This window comes from Pseudokineococcus sp. 1T1Z-3, assembly GCF_037482365.1.
Taxonomy (GTDB): Bacteria; Actinomycetota; Actinomycetes; order Actinomycetales; family Quadrisphaeraceae; genus Pseudokineococcus.
This window is the reverse complement of the sequence record NZ_JBBHZF010000001.1, coordinates 70,735-93,114: the sequence shown is the minus strand read 5'-3', so window position 1 is coordinate 93,114 and position 22,380 is coordinate 70,735. Positions and strand designations below refer to the sequence as shown.

The window sequence follows — 22,380 nt, the reverse complement described above, 5'->3', positions numbered from 1 at the left end:
GGCACACCGGGCCAGCCCTGATCTCCGGACGCCGAGCCCTGCCACCGGAGACCAGGTCCCACCGAGCACGACGTGGCAGGGACGGGGGACCCACTTCCGGTCCCGCACGCACGGCCCCACGAGGGGTGGTGGCGTGCGGACCTCGGGGTGAAGCCGGTCTCGCGACGAGCCGGCCGGGTGGCTCCCACCCGAACCCGACAGCTCACCTCGTAGGCGCTGGGAGAGGCACACAGTGCTCTTGCGCGCCCCCGCACGTCCTGCGCCGCGTCATGCGGCCCCCGGTCAGGTCCGCACACCCCTCACCGACCTCAGCGCCGCCGTCGCCGCCCGTGCCGCGGGTGCCCGCCGCACCGGTCGCCGCGTGGCCGTGGCCGCCGCCGCCACCGGCCTCGTCCTGACGACGGGCGTCACGACGTCCGCCGTCGCCGAGCCCGCCGACGCCCCGAGCCCCGCCCGCGTGGCCCAGGCCGTCGAGAGCGCCTCGGTCCCGACCGGGCCTGCGCTGAACGAGGCGGTGACCGTCGCCGCGGACGTGCCCCTGACCTTCGCGGCGAGCGAGGCCCCGACCGTGACCCCGCCGCCGCCGCCCCCGCCGCCGGTCGTCGTCGAGCCCGTCGCCGCCACCCGCGCCGAGGCCAGCGTCTCCCGCTCCGCCGAGCGGACGGCGTCCGGCTCCTCGCAGAGCTCCGCGGGCGCGGCCGCCGAGCCGACCACCGCCAGCCAGCCCACCAGCTCGGCCGCAGAGACCGAGACCGAGACCGAGACCGAGCCGGCGTCTGCGCCCGCGCCGGACTCCAGCGCCGGCTCCTCCGTGCTGGACGTCGCCGCGCAGTACGTCGGCACGCCGTACGCCTACGGCGGGACGAGCCCGTCGGGCTTCGACTGCTCGGGCTTCACCCAGTACGTCTTCGCCCAGGTCGGCATCTCCCTGCCCCGCACGGCGGCCGCCCAGGGCGCCGGCGGCCAGCGGGTCTCCCGCTCCGAGGCCCGCCCGGGTGACCTGGCCGTCGTCTCGGACGGCTCGCACGTCGGCATCTACGCCGGCGGCAACGAGTGGTACGACTCGCCCCGCCCGGGCAAGTCGGTGTCCAAGCGCGCGATCTGGACGTCGGACGTCTACTTCGTCCGCTACTGACGACCCCACCTGGCAGCCCCAGCAGCTGACGGCGAGGCGCTCGTGACGACGGCCCGTCACCTCCACGGGAGGTGACGGGCCGTCGTCGTCCGGGCGTCGCCCCGGCGTCGCCGAGGTCTCGACCCGGTGGAGTCCGGATTCTCCGGTGACGGCACGGGCCCGGGGCCTTACCGTGACCTCGCCGGGCGCGTCAGCGGCCGGCGACCCGCACGAGGAGGTCCCGTGACGTCGGTGCCCGCGCGTCCCGCCCGCTCCAGGGCCGGTTCGTGCGCGCGCGCCGCCGCAGCGGCCTCGGCGGGCGACCACCGAGGACCTCGGGGTCGGCAGCGGCCACCCGGCCGCCCCCGGCCCCCGGACCTCGCGCACCCCACGGCGTCGACCACTGGTCGGCGCCGTCGTGCGTCTCCCACCCTCCGCGTGCGCTCCAGCCGCGGTGAGAGCGCCCGACGGCACGCCCCAGGCGGCGGCGGCACGGGCAGATCGGGGTCGTCATGCGCACTCTCGTCCTCAACGCCGGGTACGAGCCCCTCGGGGTCGTCTCCTTCAAGAGGGCCGTCGTGCTCGTCCTGGCCGGCAAGGCCGTCGTCCTGGCGGCCGACGAGGTGCCCGTCGTCGCGGCCACGCTGAGCCTGCCGCGCCCGTCGGTCATCCTGCTGACCCGCTACGTGCGGGTGCCCCACCTGCGGTCCGTGGCCGTCTCCCGACGGGGGGTGCTGCGGCGCGACGGCGGGCGCTGCGCCTACTGCAAGCGCTCGGCGACCACGGTCGACCACGTGCTGCCGCGCAGCCGCGGCGGGCGCGACAGCTGGGAGAACCTCGTCGCGTGCTGCCTGCGCTGCAACGGCCAGAAGGGTGACCGGACCCCGGAGGAGATGGGCTGGGTGCTGCGCGTGCGGCCCGTCGCCCCGGCCGGGCCGGCGTGGGTCGCCCAGGGCGCCGAGGGGACCCACCCCGGCTGGACCGACTACCTGCCCGGCGCGGTGCCCGCCGCGGTCGTCGAGGTGGCCTGACAGCGGCTCCTCGCGGCCGCCGGTCCAGCGCCTCACGTCGGCAGGCGCGGGCCGTCCTCGACGTCGTCGAGGAGGTCGCCCTCGGTGTCCAGGCGGTGCAGCACCTCGGCCGGGGACAGCTGGGCGAGGTCCTCGTCGAGCTCGTCCCAGCCGCGGGGGGCGGCGACGCGGGGCTGCTCGCGCCCGCGCAGCGAGTACGGCGTGATGGTCGTCTTGGACCACGTGTTCTGCGACCAGTCGAGGAAGACCCTGCCCCGCCGGGCCGCCTTCGCCATCGTCGCGACGACCTCGCGCGGGCGGTCCCGGGCCAGGCCCTCGGCGAGGCGGCGGACGTAGTCACGGACCTCGCCCGCGTCCTGCTCGCCGGCCAGCGCGGCGTACAGCTGCAGGCCCTTGCTGCCGCTCGTGACCGGCCGCGGGTCGAGGCCGTCGTCGACGAGGCGCTCGGCGACGACGTGCGCCAGCGCCGCGCACTCGGCGAGCCCGGTGCCGGGCCCGGGGTCGAGGTCGACGACGAGCCGGTCGGGGTGCGCCGTCGGCGCCGGCGCCCCGGACCGACCGGCGCCCTGCACCCGCCACTGCGGGGTGTGCAGCTCCAGCGCGGCGAGGTTCGTGGCCCACGCCAGGCCGGCCACGTCGTCCAGCAGCGGGTAGGTCAGCGTCTCGGTGCCGGCCGCGGGCGGGGCGTCGCCGGCGGTCCCGCCGTCGCTGCCGTGCAGGGCCACGTGCGCCGTCCGCACCCACGACGGCGCGCCGCCCGGGGCGTTCTTCTCGAAGAAGGACTCCTGCGCGACGCCGTGCGGCCAGCGCACCCGGGTGACCGGCCGGTCGCGCAGCTGGCGCAGCAACGGCTCGGCGGCACGGACGACGTAGTCGAGCACCTCGGCCTTCGTCGTCCCGGTCGCCGGGTAGAGCACCTTCTCCAGCGACGTCAGCCGCAGCCGGCGGCCGCCGACCTCGACGACCTGGACGGTGGCCCCCGGCCTCGTCGTCGGAGGGCTCACGGGGCACCGGGGAGGTCGGCCGGGTCCACGACCTCCGGCTCGGCGTCCGCGCGCAGACCGAGGAAGGAGGGCTGGCGCAGCCGGCCGCCCGACGTCGAGCCCAGCGACTCGACCTCCGCCCGCAGGTGCGGCTCGACCCACGTCGCCCCCCGGGCGTCCTCCCGTGGCACGTCCGTGCCGAAGGGGGAGGTGCTGCGGTGCAGCGGGGCCAGCACGGGGGCCAGCTGCGCGGCGGCGCGGGGGCCGACGCCGCTGCCGACCCGGCCGAGGTAGCGCAGGCACCCGTCCGCGTCCGGGGCGCCGACGAGGAGGGCTCCGACCCGGGTGGTCGTGCCCTCCTGCGGGCGCCAGCCGCCGACGACGACCGTGCGCCGGGTCCGGTGCGTGGCCTTGACCCAGGTACGGCTGCGCACGCCCGGCCGGTAGGGGGAGTCCCACCGCTTGGCGACGCCGCCCTCCAGGCCCTGGGCCCGCGTGGCGGCGAGGACGTCGGCGCCCGAGCCGAACCCGGGGGAGACCTGGAGCGCCGCACCGCCGACGACGGGAGGGTCGGCGAGCCACTGCGCGCCGAGCCCCTCCAGGACCTCGCGGCGCACGCGCAGCGGCTCGGGCACCAGGTCCTGGCCGCCCGCGCGCAGCACGTCGAAGACGACGTAGACCAGCGGCACCGCCCGCGCCGCCCGCCGGGCGGCCCCGCCCGACAGGCCGAGCCGCGGGGCGAGCACGCCGAAGGAGGGCCGGCCGGCCGGGTCGAGGGCGACGACCTCGCCGTCCAGCAGCAGGTCGCCGCCCACGGCAGCGGCCGCGGCGGGCAGGCCGGCCAGGTCGGGGAAGGCGCCGCCGACGTCGCGCTCGGTGCGGCTGGACAGACGCAGCCCGCCCGCGCCGACGTCGGCCAGCAGCCGCATGCCGTCCCACTTGACCTCGTAGGACCACACCGGGTCGGGGGCGTCGGGCGCGGCGCCGCGCGTGGCCGGCAACGACCCCGGGTCGGCGGTGGGAGTGGCGAGCATGGGCCGCACCGGTCGATCATGGCGCGGCAGGCGGACACGCGCCGGGCGGGTGCCCGGCCTCCCGGCACCGGGCGACCGCCGGAGGAGGCGTCGCATGAGGGCCATCTGGAAGGGCGCCGTCTCCTTCGGGCTCGTGTCGGTCCCTGTCAAGGTCTACGCGGCCACCGGCACCAAGGACCTGCGCTTCCACCAGGTCCACGAGGCCGACGGCGGGCGCATCCGCTACAAGCGCGTGTGCAGCGTGGACGGCGAGGAGGTCTCCTACCCCGAGATCGCCAAGGCGTACGAGACGGCGGACGGCGAGCAGGTCGTCCTGTCCGACGGCGACCTGGACGAGCTGCCGCTCTCGACGAGCCGGGAGATCGGCGTCGTCGAGTTCGTGCCGCGCGAGCAGGTGGACCCCGTCCTCTACAACAAGGCCTACTACCTCGAGCCGGAGAAGACGGCGCTCAAGCCGTACACGCTGCTGCGCGAGGCGCTCGCCGAGACCGACCGGGTCGCCGTCGTCAAGGTGGCGCTGCGGCAGCGGGAGTCGCTCGCGCTGCTGCGGGTGCGCGACGACGTCATCTGCCTGCAGACGCTGCTGTGGCCCGACGAGGTGCGCGAGGCCTCCTTCGACGTCCTCGGCGGGGAGGTCGAGCTGCGCCCGCAGGAGCGGCAGATGGCCGCCTCGCTGGTGGAGAGCCTGGCCGCCGACTTCGACCCCGACGCCTTCACCGACGACTACGCGACGGCGGTGGCGGAGATGGTCGAGGCGAAGATCAGCGCCGGGGAGGTCAGCCGGCCGCCGGCGCAGGACGACGCGGACGGCGAGGGCGGGGGCGCCCAGGTCGTCGACCTGCTCTCGGCGCTGCAGCGCAGCGTCGCCCGCGCCCGGCAGGACCGCGGCGAGGCCGGTGACGAGGGCGGGGACGCCGAGCCGGGCAGCGCGTCGGCAGAGGGGCCGGCGACGGAGGACACGGCGGCGAAGAGCACGCCGGCCAAGAGCTCGCGGGCGAAGGGCACGGCGGCGAAGGGCTCGTCGGGGAGTGGGTCCTCGCCGAAGGCCAAGAGCTCCGGGCGCGCGTCGTCCACGAGCTCGAAGAGGTCGGCGAAGCAGGAGAAGGAGGAGGCGCCCGACGCTGGCGCCACGCCGCCGCGCCGCACCCGCAGCAAGAAGTCGGCCTAGCCGGCCAGCCGGTTCACGAGGGCGCCGTCGGCGCCGTCCGCAGCCAGGCGCGGATGGTGGCGGGCACCTGCGGTGCGACCTCGTGCCCCACGTCGGGCAGCACGCGCAGGTCGAGGTCGGCGGCCGGCGCGATCGTCCGGAGGTCTTCCAGCGCGGGGAAGCCCGTGAACAGGTAGGGGACCCGCTCGGCGCCGTCGACCGGCACGGCGGCGTCGTCCGCCCCCGCCAGGTGCAGGGCGGTGAAGGCGCCGGGGCACCGCGGGACGGTGATCGAGCCGTTGACGACGGCGATGGCGTCGACGTCGTCCGGGTGCTCGCAGGCGAGGCGGTAGGCGAGCATGCCCCCGTTGGAGTAGCCCACGACGTAGGCCCGCTCGGCCCCGCGCGCGCGCAGCCGGACGAGCAGGTGCCGCAGGAAGCCGACGTCGTCCACGCCGGAGCGCGCGGCGGAGCCGCAGCAGCCGCCGGCGTCCCAGCTCGTCCGCGCGCCGAGGCCGGTCGGGGCGACGACGACGGCGTCCAGCGCGGCGGCCAGCGCCTCGGCCTGCAGGCGGTCGGCGACGCCGGCGGCGCTGCTCGTGTACCCGTGCAGGAGGAGGACGGCGGTCTCGGGCACCGTCGCCGGGAGGTCGCCCGACGTCGCCACGGTCGACGTGGTGAGCGCGCCGCCCGCGTCCGGCGCGACGACGAGCAGGGGCCGCTGGTCGGCGGGGACGTCCTCGACCAGGGGGTCGGGCGCCGGGGCCGGCCGCGGTCCGTCGGCGGGGCCGGCGGTGGCGCCGCCCGAGCGGCCCGGCAGGGCCGGCCACAGGAGGCCGGAGGCGGGCAGGACGACGAGCAGCGCGGCAGCGGCGAGGACGACGACCCGTCGGCGCCAGCGTCGGCGTCGGCTCGGCGGGGTCACCGGGCCATCGTGGGCGAGGCGGGCCCCGGTGGGGAGGGTGGTCGGGCGATCGTGACCCGACCGCGTCGTCGGGCCCGGCGTCGTCGGGCGCCGAGGTCCTGCGCGCGGGGGGCGGCCGGCCCCCGCGGGTGGGGCGCTCACCGCGCAGGCCGCCCCCGTCTGCGTCGTCGGGCGGCTGTGGCAGGGTTCACACGTGGCCATCAGCGAGGAGGCGCCGCCGGCACTGCGGCCCTTGCACGCCCGGACGGTCCGGCTCTCCGACGCCCTGCACCGCCGTGCGGTGCGCAGGGCGCTGGACGAGGGCTGGCAGCCGTCGACGACCGTCTACCCGGGCTACGGCTCGCCGCGCAGCGTCCGGGTCCTGGGCCGGCTGCTGCTCACGGCACCGGACGGGCGCGAGCGGGGCGACCGGCCGGAGGTGGTGCGCGGCTGGCGCAGCTTCCTCACGGTGCCGGTGCGCGACGCCTCCGTCGTCGTCGAGGTGGGCGGCGTCGAGCACGTCGTCACCACCGACCGTGGCGGCTTCGTCGACGCCACGCTGCCGGCCGCGCTGGAGCCCGGCTGGCGGCCGGTCACCCTGCGGGCCGAGGGGGCCGAGCCGGTGACGGGGCAGGTCCGGGTCATCGGCGACGACGTCGAGGTCGGGATCGTCAGCGACATCGACGACACGGTGATGGTCACGGCGCTGCCCCGGCCGCTGCTCGCCGCCTGGAACACCTTCGTCCTCGACGAGCACGCGCGGGCGCCCGTGCCGGGCATGGCGGTGCTCTACGAGCGGCTGGTGCGCCGGCACACCGACGCGCCCGTGCTCTACCTGTCGACGGGCGCGTGGAACGTCGCCCCCGCGCTGACCCGCTTCCTGCACCGCCACCTCTACCCGCGCGGGCCGCTGCTGCTCACCGACTGGGGGCCGACGCCGGACCGCTGGTTCCGCAACGGGCGCCTGCACAAGGAGCGGACGCTGCGCCGTCTCGCCGAGGAGTTCCCCCACGTCAGGTGGCTGCTGGTGGGCGACGACGGCCAGCGCGACGAGTCCGTCTACGCGGCGTTCGCCCGCGAGCGGCCGGGCAGCGTGGCCGCCGTCGCGATCCGGCACCTGTCACCGACGGAGTCGGTCCTCGCGCAGGGCCTGCCCGGGCCGCAGGGCCTGCACGCCCCCGGCGACCGGGAGCACCTGTGGGTCTCGGCGCCCGACGGCGCCGGCCTCGCCCGGCTCCTTCGCCAGGGTGGGCTGCTCTAGGGGAGGGGTGGCGCGCGCCGGGACGCGTGGCGGTCCCGCCCGGGCGTCACACGGAGCGCGAGGCCTGCTCGGACGTCGTGGCCGCGGGCAGGGCCAGCGGCGCCGTCCGCTGCGCGGGCACGCGCCGGCGCAGCAGCGGCGACCCGTCGCTGCACCGGGCCTCGAAGGCCGCCATGGCGATGAGGACGGGCAGGACGAGGACCGGGACGAGCAGGGCGAGATAGGCCATGGGCTGCGCTTCCGTGCGGCGGTGACGGCCGTGCGTCCCCGCGCACCAGCCGCGCGGGCTCTGCCCGCGATCGACGAGGGTGGTCGACGTCGGGTCTCCTCGCACCCTCAACGCGCCCCCGGCCACGGCACGGTCTGGTAACGACGAGCGTCGCGCCCCGCCTCGTGATCTGCTGTCGTCATGGCCGACGCAGACATCTGGGACAGGATCCGTACCGCACGCGACTTCTCGCTCGAGGCCGAGAAGGAGGAGCGCCAGCGCATCGCCGACGCCTCCGACAACGCCCAGGAGCAGCAGGCGGCGTCCGTGCGCCTGGCCACGCGACAGGCGGTGCGCGAGGCGCTCGACAAGGTCCTCGACGAGGACACCTCGCCCCCCGGCGCCTGAGCGGAGGGGGCCTGGCCCCGACCAGGCCCGCCGGCGGCCGCCGCGGGCGCCCGCCCGGTGGCGCCGCCAGCACCTCCCACGCACGCTCTGAGGCGTGAGCACCGCCGTCATGTGGTTCCGCCGTGACCTCCGCCTCGCCGACAACCCGGCTCTCCTCGCCGCCCGTGGGCGCAGCGGCGACGACGGGGTCCTGCCGCTCTTCGTGCTCGACCCGAAGGTGTGGGACGCCGCCGGGGCCCCCCGGCGGCGCTTCCTCGTCGGGTGCCTGGAGGCGCTGCGGGAGGCCACCGACGGCGCGCTGGTCGTGCGGCGCGGCGACCCGGTCGACGTCGTCCCCGCGCTCGCCCGCGAGGTGGGGGCGGCGTCGGTGCACGTGGCGCGCGACACCGGGCCCTACGGCCGCCAGCGCGACGAGAAGGTCCGCGCGGCGCTGGGCGACGACGTCGACCTCGTCGAGGACGGCACCTCCTACGCCGTCGGCCCGGGCCTGGTCACCAAGGACGACGGGTCGCCCTTCAAGGTGTTCACGCCCTTCTCCCGGGCGTGGGGCGAGCGCGGCGTCCCTGACCCGGCGCTCGACCCGCGGGCGCTGACCTGGGCACGGGCGACGGGCGCCGACGACCTCCCCGACGCCCCCGACGTCGAGCACGAGCTCCCCGAGCCGGGCGAGGACGCCGCGAAGGCGGCGTGGAAGGCCTTCCGCGACGGGCGTCTCGACCGCTACGGCGACGAGCGCGACCGCCCCGACCTCGACTCGACCAGCCGGATGTCGCCGTACCTGCACCTGGGGTGCATCCACCCGCGGACGCTGGTCAAGGAGGCCCGCGACCGCGGCGGGAACGGGGCCGACGCCTTCGTCCGCGAGCTCTGCTTCCGCGACTTCTACGCCGACGTCCTGTGGCACCGCCCCGACTCGGCCTGGGAGCTCTACAAGGACGACCTGGCGGGCATCGAGCACGACAGCGGGAAGCAGGCGCGTCGCCGGGTGCAGGCGTGGGAGGAGGGGCGCACCGGCTTCCCGGTCGTCGACGCCGCGATGCGCCAGCTGCTCGGGCAGGGCTGGATGCACAACCGGATGCGGATGCTCGTCGCCTCCTTCTACGTCAAGGACCTGCACCAGCCGTGGCAGGGCGGTGCGCGCTTCTTCCTGCGCCACCTCGTCGACGGCGACCTGGCCTCGAACAACCACGGCTGGCAGTGGGTCGCGGGCACGGGCACCGACGCCTCCCCGTACTTCCGGGTCTTCAACCCGATCACGCAGGGGCGGCGCTTCGACCCCGACGGGGACTACGTGCGCCGCTGGGTGCCCGAGCTGCGCGACGTCGAGGGCGGAGGCGTCCACGAGCCCTGGGACCTGCCGGGCGGCGTCCCCGAGGGCTACCCCGAGCGTGTCGTCGACCACGCCGCCGAGCGCAAGGTCGCCCTCGAGCGGTACGAGTCGGTGCGCGGCTGAGCAGCCCGGCGGGCGAGGCGGTGCGCAGGTCTGACCGTGCACGGTCACCTCTGCGCACCACTGCTGCGCCCCGGCCTCCGTCGTCGTCCGGCGGGCGGCCCGCGGGGTGCCCGCCTAGCGTCGGGCCATGACCGATCTGGACGGCGCACGGGTGCTGGTGACGGGGGCGAGCGGCGGGCTCGGCTCGCTGCTCGCGGCGGGGATGGTGGCGCGGGGGGCCCGCGTGGCGGTCTCCGGGCGCGACGCGGGGCGGCTGGAGGGGCTGGACGTCGACGCGGCGGCCCACCTGCCCGCGGACCTGCGCCAGCCTGGTATGCCGCAGGAGCTGGTCGACGCCGCCGTCGAGGCCCTGGGCGGGCTCGACGCCCTCGTGCACGCGGCGGGCGCCGTCGCCTTCGGGCCGGCCGTCGAGGCGGACGACGACCTGCTCGACGAGATGCTCCTGCTGCACTACCTCGCCCCGGTGCGGCTGCTGCGGGCGGCGCACCCGCACCTGCGCTCCTCGGCGTCCGAGCGCGGCGGGTCGGTCGCCGTCATGCTCAGCGCCGTCGTCGCCGAGCAGCCGGTGGCCGGGATGGCGGCGTACTCGGCGGCCAAGGCGGCGCTGACGGCCTTCGACGCCGCCGTGGCCAAGGAGCTGCGCCGGGACAAGGTGCGGGTGCTCGACGTCCGGCCGCCGCACACCGAGACGGGGCTGGCCGACCGGCCCGTCGCCGGTACGGCGCCGAGGATGCCGCAGGGGCTGCGCCCGCAAGACGTCGTCGAGCGGGTGCTGCGCGCCGTCGAGGAGGACGAGCGCGACCTGCCGTCCTCGGCGTTCGGGAGCTGACGGCTCCTCGCCCGGCGGGTCGCGCGCCCGTCTGGGACGATGGTTGACGACGCAACGACCCGGCGGGGCGGCCCGTCGTACCTCGGGAGGACCGATGAGCGCGACCGAGACCGAGCAGGCGACCGACGAGCCGCAGGGCGCCGACGAGAGCCGGAGCACGAAGGGCGCCTACGTCACCGGTGGTGAGTCCTTCGAGCGCGACACGGCGTACATCGAGACGCGCATCACGGTGGACGGGCGCGACGGCTACCCCGTGGAGCCCGACCGCTACCGGCTGGTCGCCGCCCGCGCGTGCCCGTGGGCGCACCGCTCGATCATCGTGCGGCGCCTGCTGGGGCTCGAGCACGTGATCTCCCAGGGCGTCGTCGGCCCGACGCACGACGCGCGGAGCTGGACCTTCGACCTCGACCCCGGGGGCGTCGACCCGGTCCTCGGCTACGAGCGGCTGCAGCAGGCCTACTTCGCGCGCTTCCCCGACTACCCCAAGGGCATCACCGTGCCGGCGCTCGTCGAGGAGCGCACGGGCCAGGTCGTCACGAACGACTTCCCCCAGATCACCCTCGACCTGTCGGGGGAGTGGGCCGAGCACCACCGCCCCGGCGCTCCCGACCTCTACCCGCAGTCGCTGCGGGGCGAGATCGACGAGGTGATGCAGCGGGTCTACACCGAGGTCAACAACGGCGTGTACCGGTGCGGCTTCGCCGGCTCGCAGGACGCCTACGACGACGCCTACGACCGCCTCTTCACGGCGCTGGACTGGCTGGAGGAGCGGCTCACCGACCGCCGGTACCTGGTGGGCGAGACCATCACCGAGGCCGACGTCCGGCTGTTCACGACGCTCGTCCGCTTCGACGCCGTCTACCACGGCCACTTCAAGTGCAACCGGAACAAGCTGACCGAGATGCCGGCGCTGTGGGGCTACCTGCGTGACCTCTTCCAGACGCCGGGCTTCGGCGACACCACGGACTTCGCCCACATCAAGGCGCACTACTACGTGGTGCACGAGGACATCAACCCGACCGGCGTCGTCCCGAAGGGGCCCGACCTGTCGGGGCTGCTGACCGAGCACGGCCGGGAAGCCCTCGGCGGGAGCCCCTTCGGCACCGGCACCGCCCCCGGTCCGGTGGCCCGGGGCGAGGAGGTCCCCTCCGCGCACACGCCGCTGCGCTGAGGGCCTGCCGAGGGGCTACGGCGTCCGGTCGACGGGGGAGTCGGCGTCGGCCGGGGCGACGTAGCGGCGGAACTCGGTCGCCCGCAGGGCCAGGACGCCGACGGCGAGGACCACCAGCACCCCGCCCAGGCCGACGGCGAGGCGTGGACCGAGCACCTCGCCAGCGGCACCGTGGACGAGGTCGGCCAGCCGTGGCCCGCCGACCACGACGACGGTGAACACCCCCTGCATCCGGCCCCGCATCTCGTCGGGGGCCGCGGTCTGCAGGATGGCGCCGCGGAAGACCATGCTGGCGAGGTCGGCGGCGCCGGCGGCGGCGAGGAGCACGGCGGCGACCCACAGCGACGTGGTCAGCCCGACGAGGGCGACGGCGACGCCCCAGGCCGCGACGCTGACGAGCACGAGCAGGCCGTGGCGCCGCATCCGCACGACCCGGCCGGAGAAGAGGCCGCCGAGCAGCGCGCCGACGGGGATGGCGGCGTAGAGCACGCCGAGGGCCAGGCCGCCGTCGGCCGGCCCGCCGTAGACGTCCCGGGCCATCTCGGGGAAGAGCGCGCGGGGCATCCCCAGCACCATGGCGAGGACGTCGGCGACGAAGGAGACCAGGAGCACCTGGCGGGCGGCGATGTAGCGGAAGCCCTCGACCACGCTGCCCGGTCCGGCCCGCCGTCCGGGAGCGCCGCCGGCCGGCATGGCCGGCAGCCGCAGCACGAGCAGGACGGCGAGCAGCAGCCCGACCGCGTCGACCGCGTACAGCGTCGGCAGGCCGACGAGCGGGATGAGCGCCCCCGCGGCGAGCGGCCCGGCGACGGCCCCGACGCCGAAGACGGTGGTGGACAAGGCCATCGCCGCCGCCAGCTGGGAGGCGGGCACGAGCCGGGGGACGGCGGCTCCGCGGGCCGGGGCGTACAGGCCGAAGAAGGCCTGCTGCACCACGACCAGGGCGATGAGAGCCGCCACGGACTCCAGCCCGGAGGCGGCGTGCACCGCGAGCAGGGCCGAGGCCGCGACGATGCCGCCGAGGCTCACGGCCATGAGCCGCCGCCGGTCGAGCACGTCGGCGACGCTGCCGCCCCACAGCGAGAAGACGACCAGCGGGACGAGCCCTGCGCCGGAGGCGATCCCGACCCACGCCGAGGACCCGGTGATGCGGAAGACCTCGTACGGCACCGCGACGGCGGTCAGCTGGCTACCGACGGCGGAGACGGCCGTCGAGGTCAGCAGCCGCCGGTACGCCGGGATGCGCAGCGGTCTCGTGTCGAGGAGGACGCCGCGCAGCACCCCGGGACCCTAGGTCGACCCCTCAGCCCCGCTCGCCGCGGGCCAGGCGACGACCGATGACGACGAGGTCGACCGCGGCGACGACGCCGAGGACGGCGAGCAGGACGACGATCCACGTCGGTCCGTCCGCGGCGAGCACCCACCCCGCTCCCAACGCGCAGACGAGCAGCCCGAAGACCGCCAGGACCGCCCGCAGGGTGAGGGCGCTGCGCGCCGGGGGCGCGCCGCCGACGCCGTGGCGGGACTCATCCGTCGGAGGCTCGCTCATCGGGGCTCACTCATCGGGAGGTGGGCTGCATCACCAGCGGTGGTGGACGACGTCGCGCAGGTGCTCGTCGTAGACCCGCTCGACGGCGGCGAGCTCGTCCGCGGTCAGCGGCTCCAGCTGCGCCGCGGCGACGTTGGAGCGCACCTGGGCGGCGGAGCTGGCGCCGGGGATGACGCACGTGACGCCCGGCTGGTCGAGGACCCACCGCAGCGCGAAGGTCGCCGTCGACGCGCCCCGCCCGGCGGCGACGGCGCCCACCTCGGCGGCGGCGCGCAGCCCCAGCTCGTACGGCACGCCCGAGAAGGTCTCGCCGACGTCGAAGACGGCGCCGTCGCGGTTGAAGTGGCGGTGGTCGTCCTCGCCGAAGGTGGTGCTCTCGTCGAACTTCCCGGTGAGCAGCCCGCTGGCCAGCGGCACGCGCGCCAGGACGCCGACGCCGGCAGCGGCCGCCGCGGGCAGCACCTGCTCGATCGGCTTGCGGCGGAAGGCGTTGAGGATGATCTGGACGGTCGCGATACCAGGCCGGGCGATCGCCGTCAGCGCCTCCTCGCACGTCTCCACCGACACCCCGTAGGCGGCGAGCAGGCCCTCCTCGACCAGCGCGTCGAGGGCGTCGTAGACGCCGTCGTCCCCGTAGACGGTCGGCGGCGGGCAGTGCAGCTGCACGAGGTCCAGGCGCTCCACGCGCAGGTTGCCCAGGCTTCGCTGCACCCAGCCGCGGAGGTTGTCGGGCGTGTACTGGGCCGCCTCGAAGGGGTCGGCGCGGCGCCCGGCCTTCGTGGCGACGAACGGCCGCTCGCCGGTCGGGACGTCCGCGAGGGCCCGGGCGACCAGCTGCTCGCTGCGGCCGTCGCCGTAGACGTCGGCCGTGTCGAGCAGCGTGACACCGCGCTCCAGCGCGGCGTGCACGAGCGCGACGGCGTCGTCGTCGCCGACGGCGGTCCAGCCGCCGCCGATCTGCCAGGTGCCGAGGCCGACGACACCCACGTCACGGCCGGTGCGCCCCAGGCGCCTGCTCTCCATCGTCTGCGTGCCCACGGCGGCGACGCTAGCCACCGGGACCGACGCCGGCCCAGGCAGGCCGCCGGCGCGGGCCGGGTGCCCCCGAGAGGATTCGAACCTCCGACACACGGTTTAGGAAACCGATGCTCTATCCCCTGAGCTACGGGGGCCAGGTGCGGCGAGCCTAGCGCGGGCCCGTGCCGTGGCCGGGGGCGAGGAGCGACGGGTGGCGCCGGGTCGCACGCCCGGGCGCGAGCGGCCAGGGTGGATCGCGGACACCCGTGATCTCAGGAGGAAACGATGGACCTGCAGTGGCTGGCACCGGCGTTCGAGGCCGAGGGCCCGCTCGCGAGCGTGACGCTCGACATCTCCCGGGCCGACGCGTCCGGCGAGCACGAGGTCGAGCTCCGCTGGCGCGAGGTGCGCCGCAGCCTGGAGGAGCAGGGGGCGCCCGAGGACGTCCTCGACGTCCTCGCCGAGCGGGCCACCGCGCCCAGCGGCCGCGCCGACACCGGGAGCGGCTCCGGCCGCACCGTGGTCGCGGGCGCGGGCGGCGTCGTGCTCGACCTGGTGCTGCCGAGCGCCCCGGCGCAGAGCGAGGGCCTGTGGGGTGCCCTGCCGCACCTGCTCCCGGCGGTCCGCGCGGCGTCCGGGGCCACGCGCTACCTGCTCGTGGCGACCGACCGCAACGGCGCCGACCTCACGGTCGCGGTCGGGTCCGGCGTCACCGCCGCGCGGCCCGAGGGCGGCGACGCCGTCGTCGGCGCCTCCAGCGACGTCGAGGAGTCCCGCTCGGCGGGAGCCGACGACGACGTCGTCCACAAGGTCCCGGTCGGCGGTCTCGGCGAGCACACCCAGGAGCGTCGCGTCGAGGACACCTGGGAGAAGGACGCGGCCGCCGTCGCCTCGGAGGTCGACGAGCTGGTCAACCGGCACAAGCCGCACGTCGTCGTCCTCACGGGCGACGACACGGCGGTCTCCCTCGTCAAGGAGCGCCTCGGCGGCTCGGCCGCCCCGATCGCGGAGGTCGTCCAGGGCGGCGGCCGCGCGGACGGCATCCGCTCCGACGCCTTCGCGCAGACCCTCGGCGAGGTGCTCGCCGGGGTGCAGGAGCGGCTCCTGCGCGAGACCACCGAGAGCTTCGCGCAGGCCCGCGGCCAGGACGCCGACGCCGCCGACGGGCTCGAGGCCGTGGTCACCATGCTCCAGCGCGGCCAGGTCCAGGACGTGCTCCTGCGCGACGACCCCAGCTCCACCTGGACGCTGTGGGTCGGGCCGCAGGCGCTGGAGCTGGCCTCGACCCGCACGGAGCTCGTGGAGATGGGCGTGGAGGAGCCCGTCGAGGTGCGCGCCGACGCGGCGCTCGTGCGGGCCGCCGTCGGTGGTGCGGCCGGGCTCGTGCTCGTGCCGGGCGCCGGGCCGGACGAGACCGACGAGCTGGAGCTGGCCGACGGCGTCGGGGCCCTGCTGCGCTGGTCCGACGGTGGCACCCCGAGCAGCGGTGCGCCGACCATGACCGGTGACTCCGAGCGACTGCGCGAGGTCGGAGCCTGAGGAGGAGCCTGCACCGCACCTCTGCACCCGTGGCGGCGACCACGCCCCCGCCTGGAGGGCGCGTACCGGGCGTGTCGGGACGACACGCCGCACCCCTGCGCGGAAGTTGACGGTTGAAGCGTCTGCTCACCAAGATGCGCGCTGCAGTGCGCACCGCTGGCCCCCCCCGCGCGGTGCGCACTGCCTCCACGACCTGAGGCGCCGCCTCACGACGCCCCGCACACCCCCGGTGTGCGGGGCGTCGTCGTCTGGCGCGCGAGGCTCGCGTGCGGCTCCCGGCCTGGGCCCTCGGCTAGCGTGCGCGGGTGCCCGACGCGACCCGCTCCGAGCGCCTCGGGCGCCGTCGCACCCTCTGGTCGCGACTGCTCGGTCGCGAGGGCGCCTCGGGCGACCCGGCGCCGCGGGACGCCGCGCCGGCGCCGTCGTCGGAGCCCGCGCGGACCCCGTCAGCACCTCCCGCGCCTGCGGCCGGACCGGCCGAGCCGGAGCCCCTGACGACGCCTCTCGCCGACGTCCTGGCGCAGTGGGCCGTCTCCCTCGCGGAGGCCTCCGGCGGCTCGCTCCTCCTCGACGACCGCAGGGCGGGGGCCGACCTCGTCGCACCGCTGGACCTGGGCGGCGCCCACCCCTCCGGGCTCGCCGCCTTCTGGGCCGGACGGGCGACGCGGCTGTCCACGCTCGTGCGCGAGCGGGGTGCCCACACCGCCGCCCGCGAGCGGGTCCGGGCGCTGCGCACCGCCGCCCAGGAGGTCGAGACCGAGCACGCCGCCTGGCCCGGCGCGCTCGCCGTCGGCCTCGTCCGCTGGAGCGCGCCCGCCGACCCCGGTCGCGGGCTGCCCGCCGTGGAGGTCCACGCCCCGGCGCTGCTGCAGCCGCTGGTGCTGCGGCCCCGTGGCGCCGGCGCCCTCGACGAGGAGCTCGACCTGCAGCCCGGCCCCGTCGTCAACCCGGCGCTGGTGCGGCTGCTGACCTCCCGCGGCCACGCCGTCGACGTCGCCGCGGTGCTGGCCCCCTTCGCCGACGGCCGGGGCGACGCCCACCGCCGGGCCCGCGGCGAGCTGGCGGCGCAGACGGCGGACGTCCAGGGGCTGACGCACTCCGAGCGGACGCTCGTCGGCGTCTACCCCGACCTCGCCGGTGGGCTCGCCGACGCGCTCGCGAGCCTCACCGCCGGGGCCGCCGAGTCCGCGGGGGGAGAGCCGGGTGAGGGCCCCGCGGTGGCTGGTCTCCCGCCGCTCGTCACCGCGCTGGCGGCCGCGAGCGCCGGGCAGCGCGTCACGCCCGGCGGCCGCGGAGGCGCGCCGGCACCCGTCCGGGCGTGGGAGGAGGGTGCTCGCCCGCCGGTCCTCGACCTCGACGAGGACCAGGAGCGGGCCCTCGTGGCTCTCGCCGCCGGGCGCTCGGTGCGCCTGCGGGCGCTGCCGGGCACGGGGGCGACCCAGCTCGTGGCCCAGGCCGTCGCGACGGCGGCGAGCAGCGGCCGGCGGTGCCTCGTCGTCGCCCCCGCCCTGGGCGAGGCCCTCGCCGTCACCGACCGCCTCGCGCGGGCGGGGCTGGCCGACCTCGTCGACCGCGGCGACGTGCCCGCGGGTGCGTCGCTCCCGGTGCCGCTGCCGCTCGAGGACGACCGCGCCGCCGCCGGTGGGGCGTCCTCCGGCGAGGAGGCGGCGACGGCGTCGGCCCTGGTCGCACGCGCCGCCGCTGCGGTGCAGGCGCTGGAGCGGCCTCCCGGGGACGGGCTCGACGCCGGCGTCCTCCAGACGGCCCACGCCCTGGCGCGCCTGGCCCAGGGGCCCCGCCCCCCGCGGACCCCGGTGCGGCTGGACGCCGCGGCGACGTCGGCGGTCACCGCCCTGGGGCTGCCGGCGGTGCTCGAGGCGGTGCGGACCGCCGCCCGGCTGGGCGCGTTCCGCCCCGAGCTCGCCGAGGGGCCGTGGGAGGCGGCGGCCGCGGGAGACGCCGGTGAGGTCCGCCAGGCCCGCGACCGGGCGGACCGGCTCGCCACCGAGCTGCTGCCGCGCCTGGTCGAGCAGCTGGCGGCGCTGGGGGAGAAGACCGGTCTGCGGCCCCCGGCGACGCCCGCGGAGGCCGAGCAGCGCCTGGCGCTGCTGGAGGGGGTGCGTGGCACCCTCGAGGACTTCCTGCCCGGCGTCTACGAGCGTCCGCTGGCCGACCTCGTGCGCTCGCTCGGCGACGACGCCGCGTGGCGCACCCGGCGGACGGCGCAGAAGGTCGTCGCCGAGGTGGTCCGGCCCGGCGCCAGGCCGAGCGACCTGCGGACCGCGCTCCGCCGGGCCGACGCCGAGCGCCGCGCGTGGACGACCGAGACGCTCGACGGTGGCCGACCGCGGGTGCCCGCCGGGCTGACGGGGGCGCGCCGGGCCCTCGGTGCCGTCCTGGCCGAGCTCGACCGGATCGAGCCGGTGCTGCGACCGACGCGCGCCGGCGGGCGCCTGCGCCAGGCCGGGCTCGAGGAGCTGCAGGCGCGGCTGCGCGGCCTCGCCGACGACCCGGACGTGCGCGGGGACCTGCCCGCGCGGGTCGACGTCCTCGTGCACCTCGCCTCGCTGGGACTCGCACCGCTGGTGGCCGACGTGCGGTCGCGGGGCCTGGACGCCGAGGCGGCGGCCGCAGAGGCCGAGCTGTGCGTGCGGGCGTCGGCGCTGGAGGAGGCGCGACGGCGCGGCGTCCTCGACGACGTCCTGCCGGGTGCGGGTGACGCGCTGCGCGGCGAGCACGCGGGGGCGCTGGCGCGCGAGCGAGCCGCGGAGGCCGCCGGCCTCGTCGAGACGGCCCGCAGGGCCTCGGCCGGCGGCGACGCGGGCCGGCTGGTCCAGTGCTCGAGCCTGCTCGCGCTGCCCCGGCGGGTGGACCGCTCCCGCCTGCGCTCGTCCCCGGCCGACCTCGTCGTCCTGCTCGACGCCTCCGCGGCGGCCGTGCCGGAGGCCGCGCTGGCCCTGGCCTGCGGCCGGCAGGTGCTGGTCGTCGGCGACCCGGCGGGCCCCCCGCCGGCCACCGGTGCCGTCGGTGCCCCGTCGCCGGAGGTGCCCGGCGCGAGCGCGCGGCTCGACGCCTGGAGCGCGACGGAGGGGGTGCTGGAGGAGCACGTGCTCCGGCGCCGCCACCGGCTGCCGCGGCAGCTGGAGCCGGTGCTCGCCGCGGTCCGCGAGCAGGGCGCCGACCACGTCGGCGGCAGCGCCGGGCCCGGCACCGCGGCGACGTCCGAGGTCGTCGGCCGGGACGGCAGCGCGTCGCTCGTCGGCAGCCCGGCGCCCCCCGGCGCCCGCCCGGTGGTGCTGCGACACGTCGAGGGCCGCGGGCAGGCCGGGCCCGAGGGGTCCGTGCGCTCCCTCGACGTGGAGGTCCACGCCGTCGTCGGGTCGGTGCTCGAGCACCTGCGGGCCGACGCGGACGCCTCGCTCGCCGTCGTCGCCCTGACGCGCGGCCACGCCCGCCGGGTCGCCGACGCGCTGCGGGAGGCGGTGGCCGGCGAGCCGGCGCTGGCGGCCTCGATGGCGCGGGCGAGCCGGCAGGGGGAGCCGCTCGTGGTCACGGACGTGGCCCGCGCCGCCGGGTGCGTGCGCGACGTCGTGGTCCTGGCGACGGCCTTCGCGCCGACCGAGCGGGGGCGGGTGCTCTCCTCCTTCGGCCCGCTCGACGCCGCGGGCGGGGCAGCCGCGCTCGCCGAGGCCGCCGCGGGGGCGCGCCGCCGGCTCGAGGTGGTCACCTGCCTGACGTCCGTGGAGCTGGAGCCCGAGCGGCTGAGGACCCCCGGGGCCCGGGCGCTGCGAGCCCTCCTCGCGGCCGTCGAGCAGGCGGCCGGGGAGGAGGGCTCTGCGTCGCCCGCGGGGGTCAGCGGCGCGGGAGCGGTCGACGTCGTCCTGCCGGGCGTCGCGGACGTCGACCTGCCCGCCCCCGGGGACGCCGCCGCCCGGGCCCTCGCCGCCCACGCCAGCGCGGTGCCCCCGGGCGGTGCGGCGTCAGGCGGTGCGGCGGCGGGCGGTGCTGCGGCGGGCGACCCGCTCGTCCCCGCCCTGGTCCAGCGGCTGGAGGCGGCGGGAGCGCGCGTCCGCGCGGCCGGTCGCGCCGGTGACCCCGACCTCTGCGTGGTGCGGGCCGACGGCGCGGCCGTCGCCGTGCTTCCCGACGTGCGGGCGTCGAGCGGTCCCGAGGGCGTCGTCGCCGCGGACCCGCTGGAGCGTGGCGTCGAGGCGGCGGCCCTGGCGGCCCGCGGCTGGGCGGTCGTGCACGTCACGACCCTCGGGCTGCTCGTGGACCCCGCGGGCGAGGCGGCGCGCGTGCTGGCTGCCGCCCGCCACCCCACGCCGGCCGGGGCATGAGGCCGGCCGGGTCCGACGGCGCCCCGGGCCGTCCGGGGCAGGCGGACCGGCGTCCCGACGAGAGGCAGCGGCCGCAGCAGGCTCGGCGGCGACGGTCCGACGCCGACGACGACCCGGTGCTGCCCGACCGTGCCGCCGAGGACCGCGCCGAGAGCTGGGGCGAGCGGCCGGACGAGGGCGACGACGAGCGCTACCTGCGCGAGCGCCCGCCCCACTGGTGAGCCCTCGCGACCTCCTCACGCGGGAGGGGCCCGCACCGTCGTGGTGCGGCGTCCTGGCGCGCGGGGCGCAGCACGGACGACGACGCGCTGGCCCCGCCCAGCTGCCGTGGCTCCGGGGCGCCGGACGGCTGTCCGCCGCGACCGTTGATCAGTGCGAGGACGGCGGGACGTCGGTCGTCGTCGACGGCGTCGCCCCGGGCTGCTGCTGTGCACGGAGCAGGTCACGGATCTCCTGCAGCAGCAGGACGTCCTCGCTCGGTGCCGCCGGCTCGGGCTTCTCGCCGTCCTTGCGCAGCGAGAAGAAGCGGTTCATCGGCATGACGACGAGGAAGTAGAGGACGGCGGCGACGACGAGGAAGTTGATGACCGCTGCCACGGTCGTCCCGAAGACGACCCTGGTGCCGGGCCCCTCGCCGTCCAGGCTCGGGACGGTGACGCCCAGGCCGGTGTAGTCGCTCGCCTCGAAGAAGACGGCGATGAGGTTGCCGAAGACGTCGGTGCTGATGGCGGTCACGATGGCGGTGAAGGCCGAGCCGACGACGACGGCGACGGCGAGGTCGATGACGTTGCCGCGCAGGATGAAGTCCTTGAAACCCGAGATCACGGCGCTCCCCTGAGCTGTCTGCTGGCTGCACGGGGGCTCGGCCCCTCGCGAGGACCCGCGGCTGCAGGCCACGCGGGACTGTAGGTGCCGTCCCTGCCGCTCCTGCGCCCGTCGACCGTGCTCGGCGGACCGGGCGGGCGCGCGTCCGGGTTGCCTCGCAGGGGGGGCTCGGTCGAGACGGGGTCAGGGCAGCAGCGCCAGGACGACGGGGGCGCCGCTCGCGGCGGCGGCGAGGTCGGCGGCGTCGGCCTCGTCGAGCGCCAGCACGACCACGTCGCCCGTCGGGGGAGCGGCGTCGCCCAGCCCGAGGCCCGGTGCTGCGACCGCCGGCACGTCGACCACGACGGCGCGCGGCGGGCGTCCGGTGGCCCGGCCGACGTCCCCGCCCAGCGGGTCGACGTCCGCCGTCAGCACGAGGACGGCGTCACCGGGGCGGACGAGCGCCGCCGACGCCGGCAGGACGGTGAGGGCCAGCGCCACCGAGCCCGGCGGCTGGCCGGCCAGCAGGTCGCTCCCGGCGAGCCGGACGTCGGTGAGGACCTCGCCGGCCCGCACCGGGCTCGCGAGCCGGCGCCCCACGACGTCGTCGGTGCGCCCGGCCGCCACGGCGGCGTCCGGGGCGACGACGTCCGGGACCGAGAGCGGGTGGACGTCGTCCGGGCCGAGGACGTGCCCGGCCGGCAGGTCGGTGACGGCCGAGACGAGCAGCGGACCACCCTCGGCGCCACCCGGCTGCAGCGCATGGACGGCCAGGCCGGCGGCGACCGCCAGCAGGAGCGCCGCGGCGCCGTGCCGCAGCCGACGGGCGCCCCCGCGCCACGGACGCCGCCAGGGGACGAGCACGCCCTGCTCGCCCCGCTCGTCCGCCCGTCCTGGTCGCCGCACGCCCCGCACGCTAGGGAGGACCCCCGCCGCAGCGCGGGGCTGCGCGGCCCGCCTGTGGACGGCGGCACCTCCCGGGCGGCTGTGGGCGCCGGACCGGTGCGGGCGTCGCCCGAGGCCGGTCTGCTGCCTGGGCCGTCAGGCGGCCGACCCCTTCGAGCTGCTGCCGGAGGACGAGCCGGACCCCGACGAGCCTGACCCCGACGAGCCGGACCCCGACGAGCTCGACTCCTTCGCGCCGCCGGAGCTCTTCTCGCCAGAGCCGCCAGAGCTCTTGCCGCCGTCCTTGCCTGCAGCCCCGGACTCCTTGCCCGTGGCGCCCGAGTCGCCGGAGCCGCTGCTGCCCCCGGAGCGCCCCTCGCTGCGGGAGTCGTTGCGGTAGAAGCCCGAGCCCTTGAAGACGATGCCCACCGTGCTGAAGACCTTGCGCAGGCGCCCGGAGCAGGTGGGGCACTCGGTGAGGCTCGGGTCGCTGAAGGACTGCTGCACCTCCAGCGGCGTGTCGCACTCGGTGCAGCGGTAGGAGTAGACGGGCACGAGGCCTCCACGGCAGGGCGCGCCGACGTGCGGCGGGGCGGGGCGCGGGCGGGCCCGCGAAGGCCGCCCGGTGACTGGCACTCGCCGGTCACGAGTGCCAACCCTACCCCCGGGCCGGGCAGCCCGGACCGGCGCCGAGCGCCGGTTA

General features: G+C 77.5%; 20 protein-coding genes, 1 tRNA gene and 1 riboswitch. Of the genes, 10 read left to right on the top strand and 11 right to left on the bottom strand.

Annotation, left to right across the window (positions count from 1 at the left end; translation table 11 throughout):
- Positions 1–49: 49 nt before the first annotated feature.
- Positions 50–230: riboswitch (cyclic di-AMP (ydaO/yuaA leader) on the top strand.
- A 131-nt stretch (positions 231–361) separates the two neighbouring features.
- Positions 362–1,135 (top strand): C40 family peptidase, encoded by a 774-nt coding sequence (locus WDV86_RS00385; protein ID WP_339565608.1) that lies wholly within the window; start codon positions 362–364, stop codon positions 1,133–1,135.
- Between the two features lie 491 nt (positions 1,136–1,626).
- Positions 1,627–2,145 (top strand): HNH endonuclease, encoded by a 519-nt coding sequence (locus WDV86_RS00380; RefSeq protein ID WP_339565607.1) that lies wholly within the window; start codon positions 1,627–1,629, stop codon positions 2,143–2,145.
- A 32-nt stretch (positions 2,146–2,177) separates the two neighbouring features.
- Here WDV86_RS00380 and ligD (WDV86_RS00375) read toward each other — a convergent pair whose 3' ends face one another.
- Positions 2,178–3,149, bottom strand: coding sequence for a non-homologous end-joining DNA ligase (gene ligD / locus WDV86_RS00375; protein ID WP_339565606.1), 972 nt, complete (start codon positions 3,147–3,149; stop codon positions 2,178–2,180).
- The gene (gene ligD, locus WDV86_RS00370; RefSeq protein WP_339565605.1) at positions 3,146–4,162 is read right to left on the bottom strand and encodes a non-homologous end-joining DNA ligase; all 1,017 of its coding nucleotides are present in this window, start codon (positions 4,160–4,162) and stop codon (positions 3,146–3,148) included. The genes ligD (WDV86_RS00375) and ligD (WDV86_RS00370) overlap by 4 nt, the downstream gene beginning before the upstream one ends.
- A gap of 94 nt (positions 4,163–4,256) precedes the next feature.
- Between ligD (WDV86_RS00370) and ku the strand changes: the two genes are divergently transcribed.
- On the top strand, positions 4,257–5,330 hold the full coding sequence (gene ku / locus WDV86_RS00365) for a non-homologous end joining protein Ku (RefSeq protein ID WP_339565604.1): 1,074 nt from the start codon (positions 4,257–4,259) through the stop codon (positions 5,328–5,330).
- A 13-nt stretch (positions 5,331–5,343) separates the two neighbouring features.
- Here the strand turns inward: ku and WDV86_RS00360 are convergent, their stop codons facing one another.
- Positions 5,344–6,234, bottom strand: coding sequence for an alpha/beta fold hydrolase (locus WDV86_RS00360; protein WP_339565603.1), 891 nt, complete (start codon positions 6,232–6,234; stop codon positions 5,344–5,346).
- Between the two features lie 193 nt (positions 6,235–6,427).
- Here WDV86_RS00360 and WDV86_RS00355 point away from each other — a divergent pair, with 193 nt between their 5' ends.
- Complete coding sequence (locus WDV86_RS00355) at positions 6,428–7,474, top strand: App1 family protein (protein ID WP_339565602.1); 1,047 nt, start codon at positions 6,428–6,430, stop codon at positions 7,472–7,474.
- A gap of 46 nt (positions 7,475–7,520) precedes the next feature.
- Here WDV86_RS00355 and WDV86_RS00350 read toward each other — a convergent pair whose 3' ends face one another.
- The gene (locus WDV86_RS00350; protein WP_339565601.1) at positions 7,521–7,703 is read right to left on the bottom strand and encodes a hypothetical protein; all 183 of its coding nucleotides are present in this window, start codon (positions 7,701–7,703) and stop codon (positions 7,521–7,523) included.
- A gap of 180 nt (positions 7,704–7,883) precedes the next feature.
- Between WDV86_RS00350 and WDV86_RS00345 the strand changes: the two genes are divergently transcribed.
- From WDV86_RS00345 to WDV86_RS00330, 4 genes are all read left to right on the top strand, one after another.
- Complete coding sequence (locus WDV86_RS00345) at positions 7,884–8,090, top strand: hypothetical protein (protein WP_339565600.1); 207 nt, start codon at positions 7,884–7,886, stop codon at positions 8,088–8,090.
- Between the two features lie 94 nt (positions 8,091–8,184).
- Entirely contained in the window at positions 8,185–9,543 is a 1,359-nt protein-coding gene (locus tag WDV86_RS00340; RefSeq protein ID WP_339565599.1) for a cryptochrome/photolyase family protein, read from the top strand.
- A gap of 127 nt (positions 9,544–9,670) precedes the next feature.
- Positions 9,671–10,372 carry an SDR family NAD(P)-dependent oxidoreductase gene (locus WDV86_RS00335; protein ID WP_339565598.1) on the top strand — a complete coding sequence of 234 codons (702 nt, stop codon included), beginning with the start codon at positions 9,671–9,673 and terminating at the stop codon, positions 10,370–10,372.
- A gap of 94 nt (positions 10,373–10,466) precedes the next feature.
- On the top strand, positions 10,467–11,543 hold the full coding sequence (locus WDV86_RS00330; RefSeq protein WP_339565597.1) for a glutathione S-transferase family protein: 1,077 nt from the start codon (positions 10,467–10,469) through the stop codon (positions 11,541–11,543).
- Between the two features lie 15 nt (positions 11,544–11,558).
- Here the strand turns inward: WDV86_RS00330 and WDV86_RS00325 are convergent, their stop codons facing one another.
- The 4 genes from WDV86_RS00325 to WDV86_RS00310 form a co-directional block, all read right to left on the bottom strand.
- Positions 11,559–12,824 carry an MFS transporter gene (locus WDV86_RS00325; protein WP_339565596.1) on the bottom strand — a complete coding sequence of 422 codons (1,266 nt, stop codon included), beginning with the start codon at positions 12,822–12,824 and terminating at the stop codon, positions 11,559–11,561.
- 22 nt (positions 12,825–12,846) lie between these two features.
- Positions 12,847–13,092, bottom strand: coding sequence for a DUF6343 family protein (locus tag WDV86_RS00320; RefSeq protein ID WP_339565595.1), 246 nt, complete (start codon positions 13,090–13,092; stop codon positions 12,847–12,849).
- A 30-nt stretch (positions 13,093–13,122) separates the two neighbouring features.
- Positions 13,123–14,115, bottom strand: coding sequence for an aldo/keto reductase (locus tag WDV86_RS00315; RefSeq protein ID WP_445262887.1), 993 nt, complete (start codon positions 14,113–14,115; stop codon positions 13,123–13,125).
- Between the two features lie 76 nt (positions 14,116–14,191).
- A tRNA-Arg gene (locus WDV86_RS00310) sits at positions 14,192–14,264 on the bottom strand.
- Between the two features lie 130 nt (positions 14,265–14,394).
- Between WDV86_RS00310 and WDV86_RS00305 the strand changes: the two genes are divergently transcribed.
- Together WDV86_RS00305 and WDV86_RS00300 are read left to right on the top strand one after the other, a co-directional pair.
- On the top strand, positions 14,395–15,648 hold the full coding sequence (locus WDV86_RS00305; RefSeq protein ID WP_339565593.1) for a baeRF2 domain-containing protein: 1,254 nt from the start codon (positions 14,395–14,397) through the stop codon (positions 15,646–15,648).
- A 305-nt stretch (positions 15,649–15,953) separates the two neighbouring features.
- Positions 15,954–19,988: a hypothetical protein gene (locus tag WDV86_RS00300; RefSeq protein ID WP_339565592.1), complete on the top strand. Its 4,035-nt coding sequence runs from the start codon at positions 15,954–15,956 to the stop codon at positions 19,986–19,988.
- 369 nt (positions 19,989–20,357) lie between these two features.
- Here the strand turns inward: WDV86_RS00300 and mscL are convergent, their stop codons facing one another.
- The 3 genes from mscL to WDV86_RS00285 all read right to left on the bottom strand — a co-directional run bounded on the left by mscL (position 20,358) and on the right by WDV86_RS00285 (position 22,232).
- Positions 20,358–20,813 (bottom strand): large conductance mechanosensitive channel protein MscL, encoded by a 456-nt coding sequence (mscL, locus tag WDV86_RS00295; protein WP_339565591.1) that lies wholly within the window; start codon positions 20,811–20,813, stop codon positions 20,358–20,360.
- 183 nt (positions 20,814–20,996) lie between these two features.
- Positions 20,997–21,698 (bottom strand): SAF domain-containing protein, encoded by a 702-nt coding sequence (locus WDV86_RS00290; protein WP_339565590.1) that lies wholly within the window; start codon positions 21,696–21,698, stop codon positions 20,997–20,999.
- A gap of 135 nt (positions 21,699–21,833) precedes the next feature.
- Positions 21,834–22,232, bottom strand: coding sequence for an FmdB family zinc ribbon protein (locus WDV86_RS00285; protein ID WP_339565589.1), 399 nt, complete (start codon positions 22,230–22,232; stop codon positions 21,834–21,836).
- Between the last annotated feature and the right edge of the window lie 148 nt (positions 22,233–22,380).

What these genes read in the sequence shown, in the direction of transcription:
- WDV86_RS00380 (WP_339565607.1), top strand. Translation starts at nt 1,627, where the DNA reads ATGCGCACTCTCGTCCTCAACGCCGGGTACGAGCCCCTCGGGGTCGTC.
- ligD (WP_339565605.1), bottom strand. Translation starts at nt 4,162, where the DNA reads ATGCTCGCCACTCCCACCGCCGACCCGGGGTCGTTGCCGGCCACGCGC.
- ku (WP_339565604.1), top strand. Translation starts at nt 4,257, where the DNA reads ATGAGGGCCATCTGGAAGGGCGCCGTCTCCTTCGGGCTCGTGTCGGTC.
- WDV86_RS00350 (WP_339565601.1), bottom strand. Translation starts at nt 7,703, where the DNA reads ATGGCCTATCTCGCCCTGCTCGTCCCGGTCCTCGTCCTGCCCGTCCTC.
- WDV86_RS00345 (WP_339565600.1), top strand. Translation starts at nt 7,884, where the DNA reads ATGGCCGACGCAGACATCTGGGACAGGATCCGTACCGCACGCGACTTC.
- WDV86_RS00335 (WP_339565598.1), top strand. Translation starts at nt 9,671, where the DNA reads ATGACCGATCTGGACGGCGCACGGGTGCTGGTGACGGGGGCGAGCGGC.
- WDV86_RS00330 (WP_339565597.1), top strand. Translation starts at nt 10,467, where the DNA reads ATGAGCGCGACCGAGACCGAGCAGGCGACCGACGAGCCGCAGGGCGCC.
- WDV86_RS00320 (WP_339565595.1), bottom strand. Translation starts at nt 13,092, where the DNA reads ATGAGCGAGCCTCCGACGGATGAGTCCCGCCACGGCGTCGGCGGCGCG.
- WDV86_RS00315 (WP_445262887.1), bottom strand. Translation starts at nt 14,115, where the DNA reads ATGGAGAGCAGGCGCCTGGGGCGCACCGGCCGTGACGTGGGTGTCGTC.
- WDV86_RS00305 (WP_339565593.1), top strand. Translation starts at nt 14,395, where the DNA reads ATGGACCTGCAGTGGCTGGCACCGGCGTTCGAGGCCGAGGGCCCGCTC.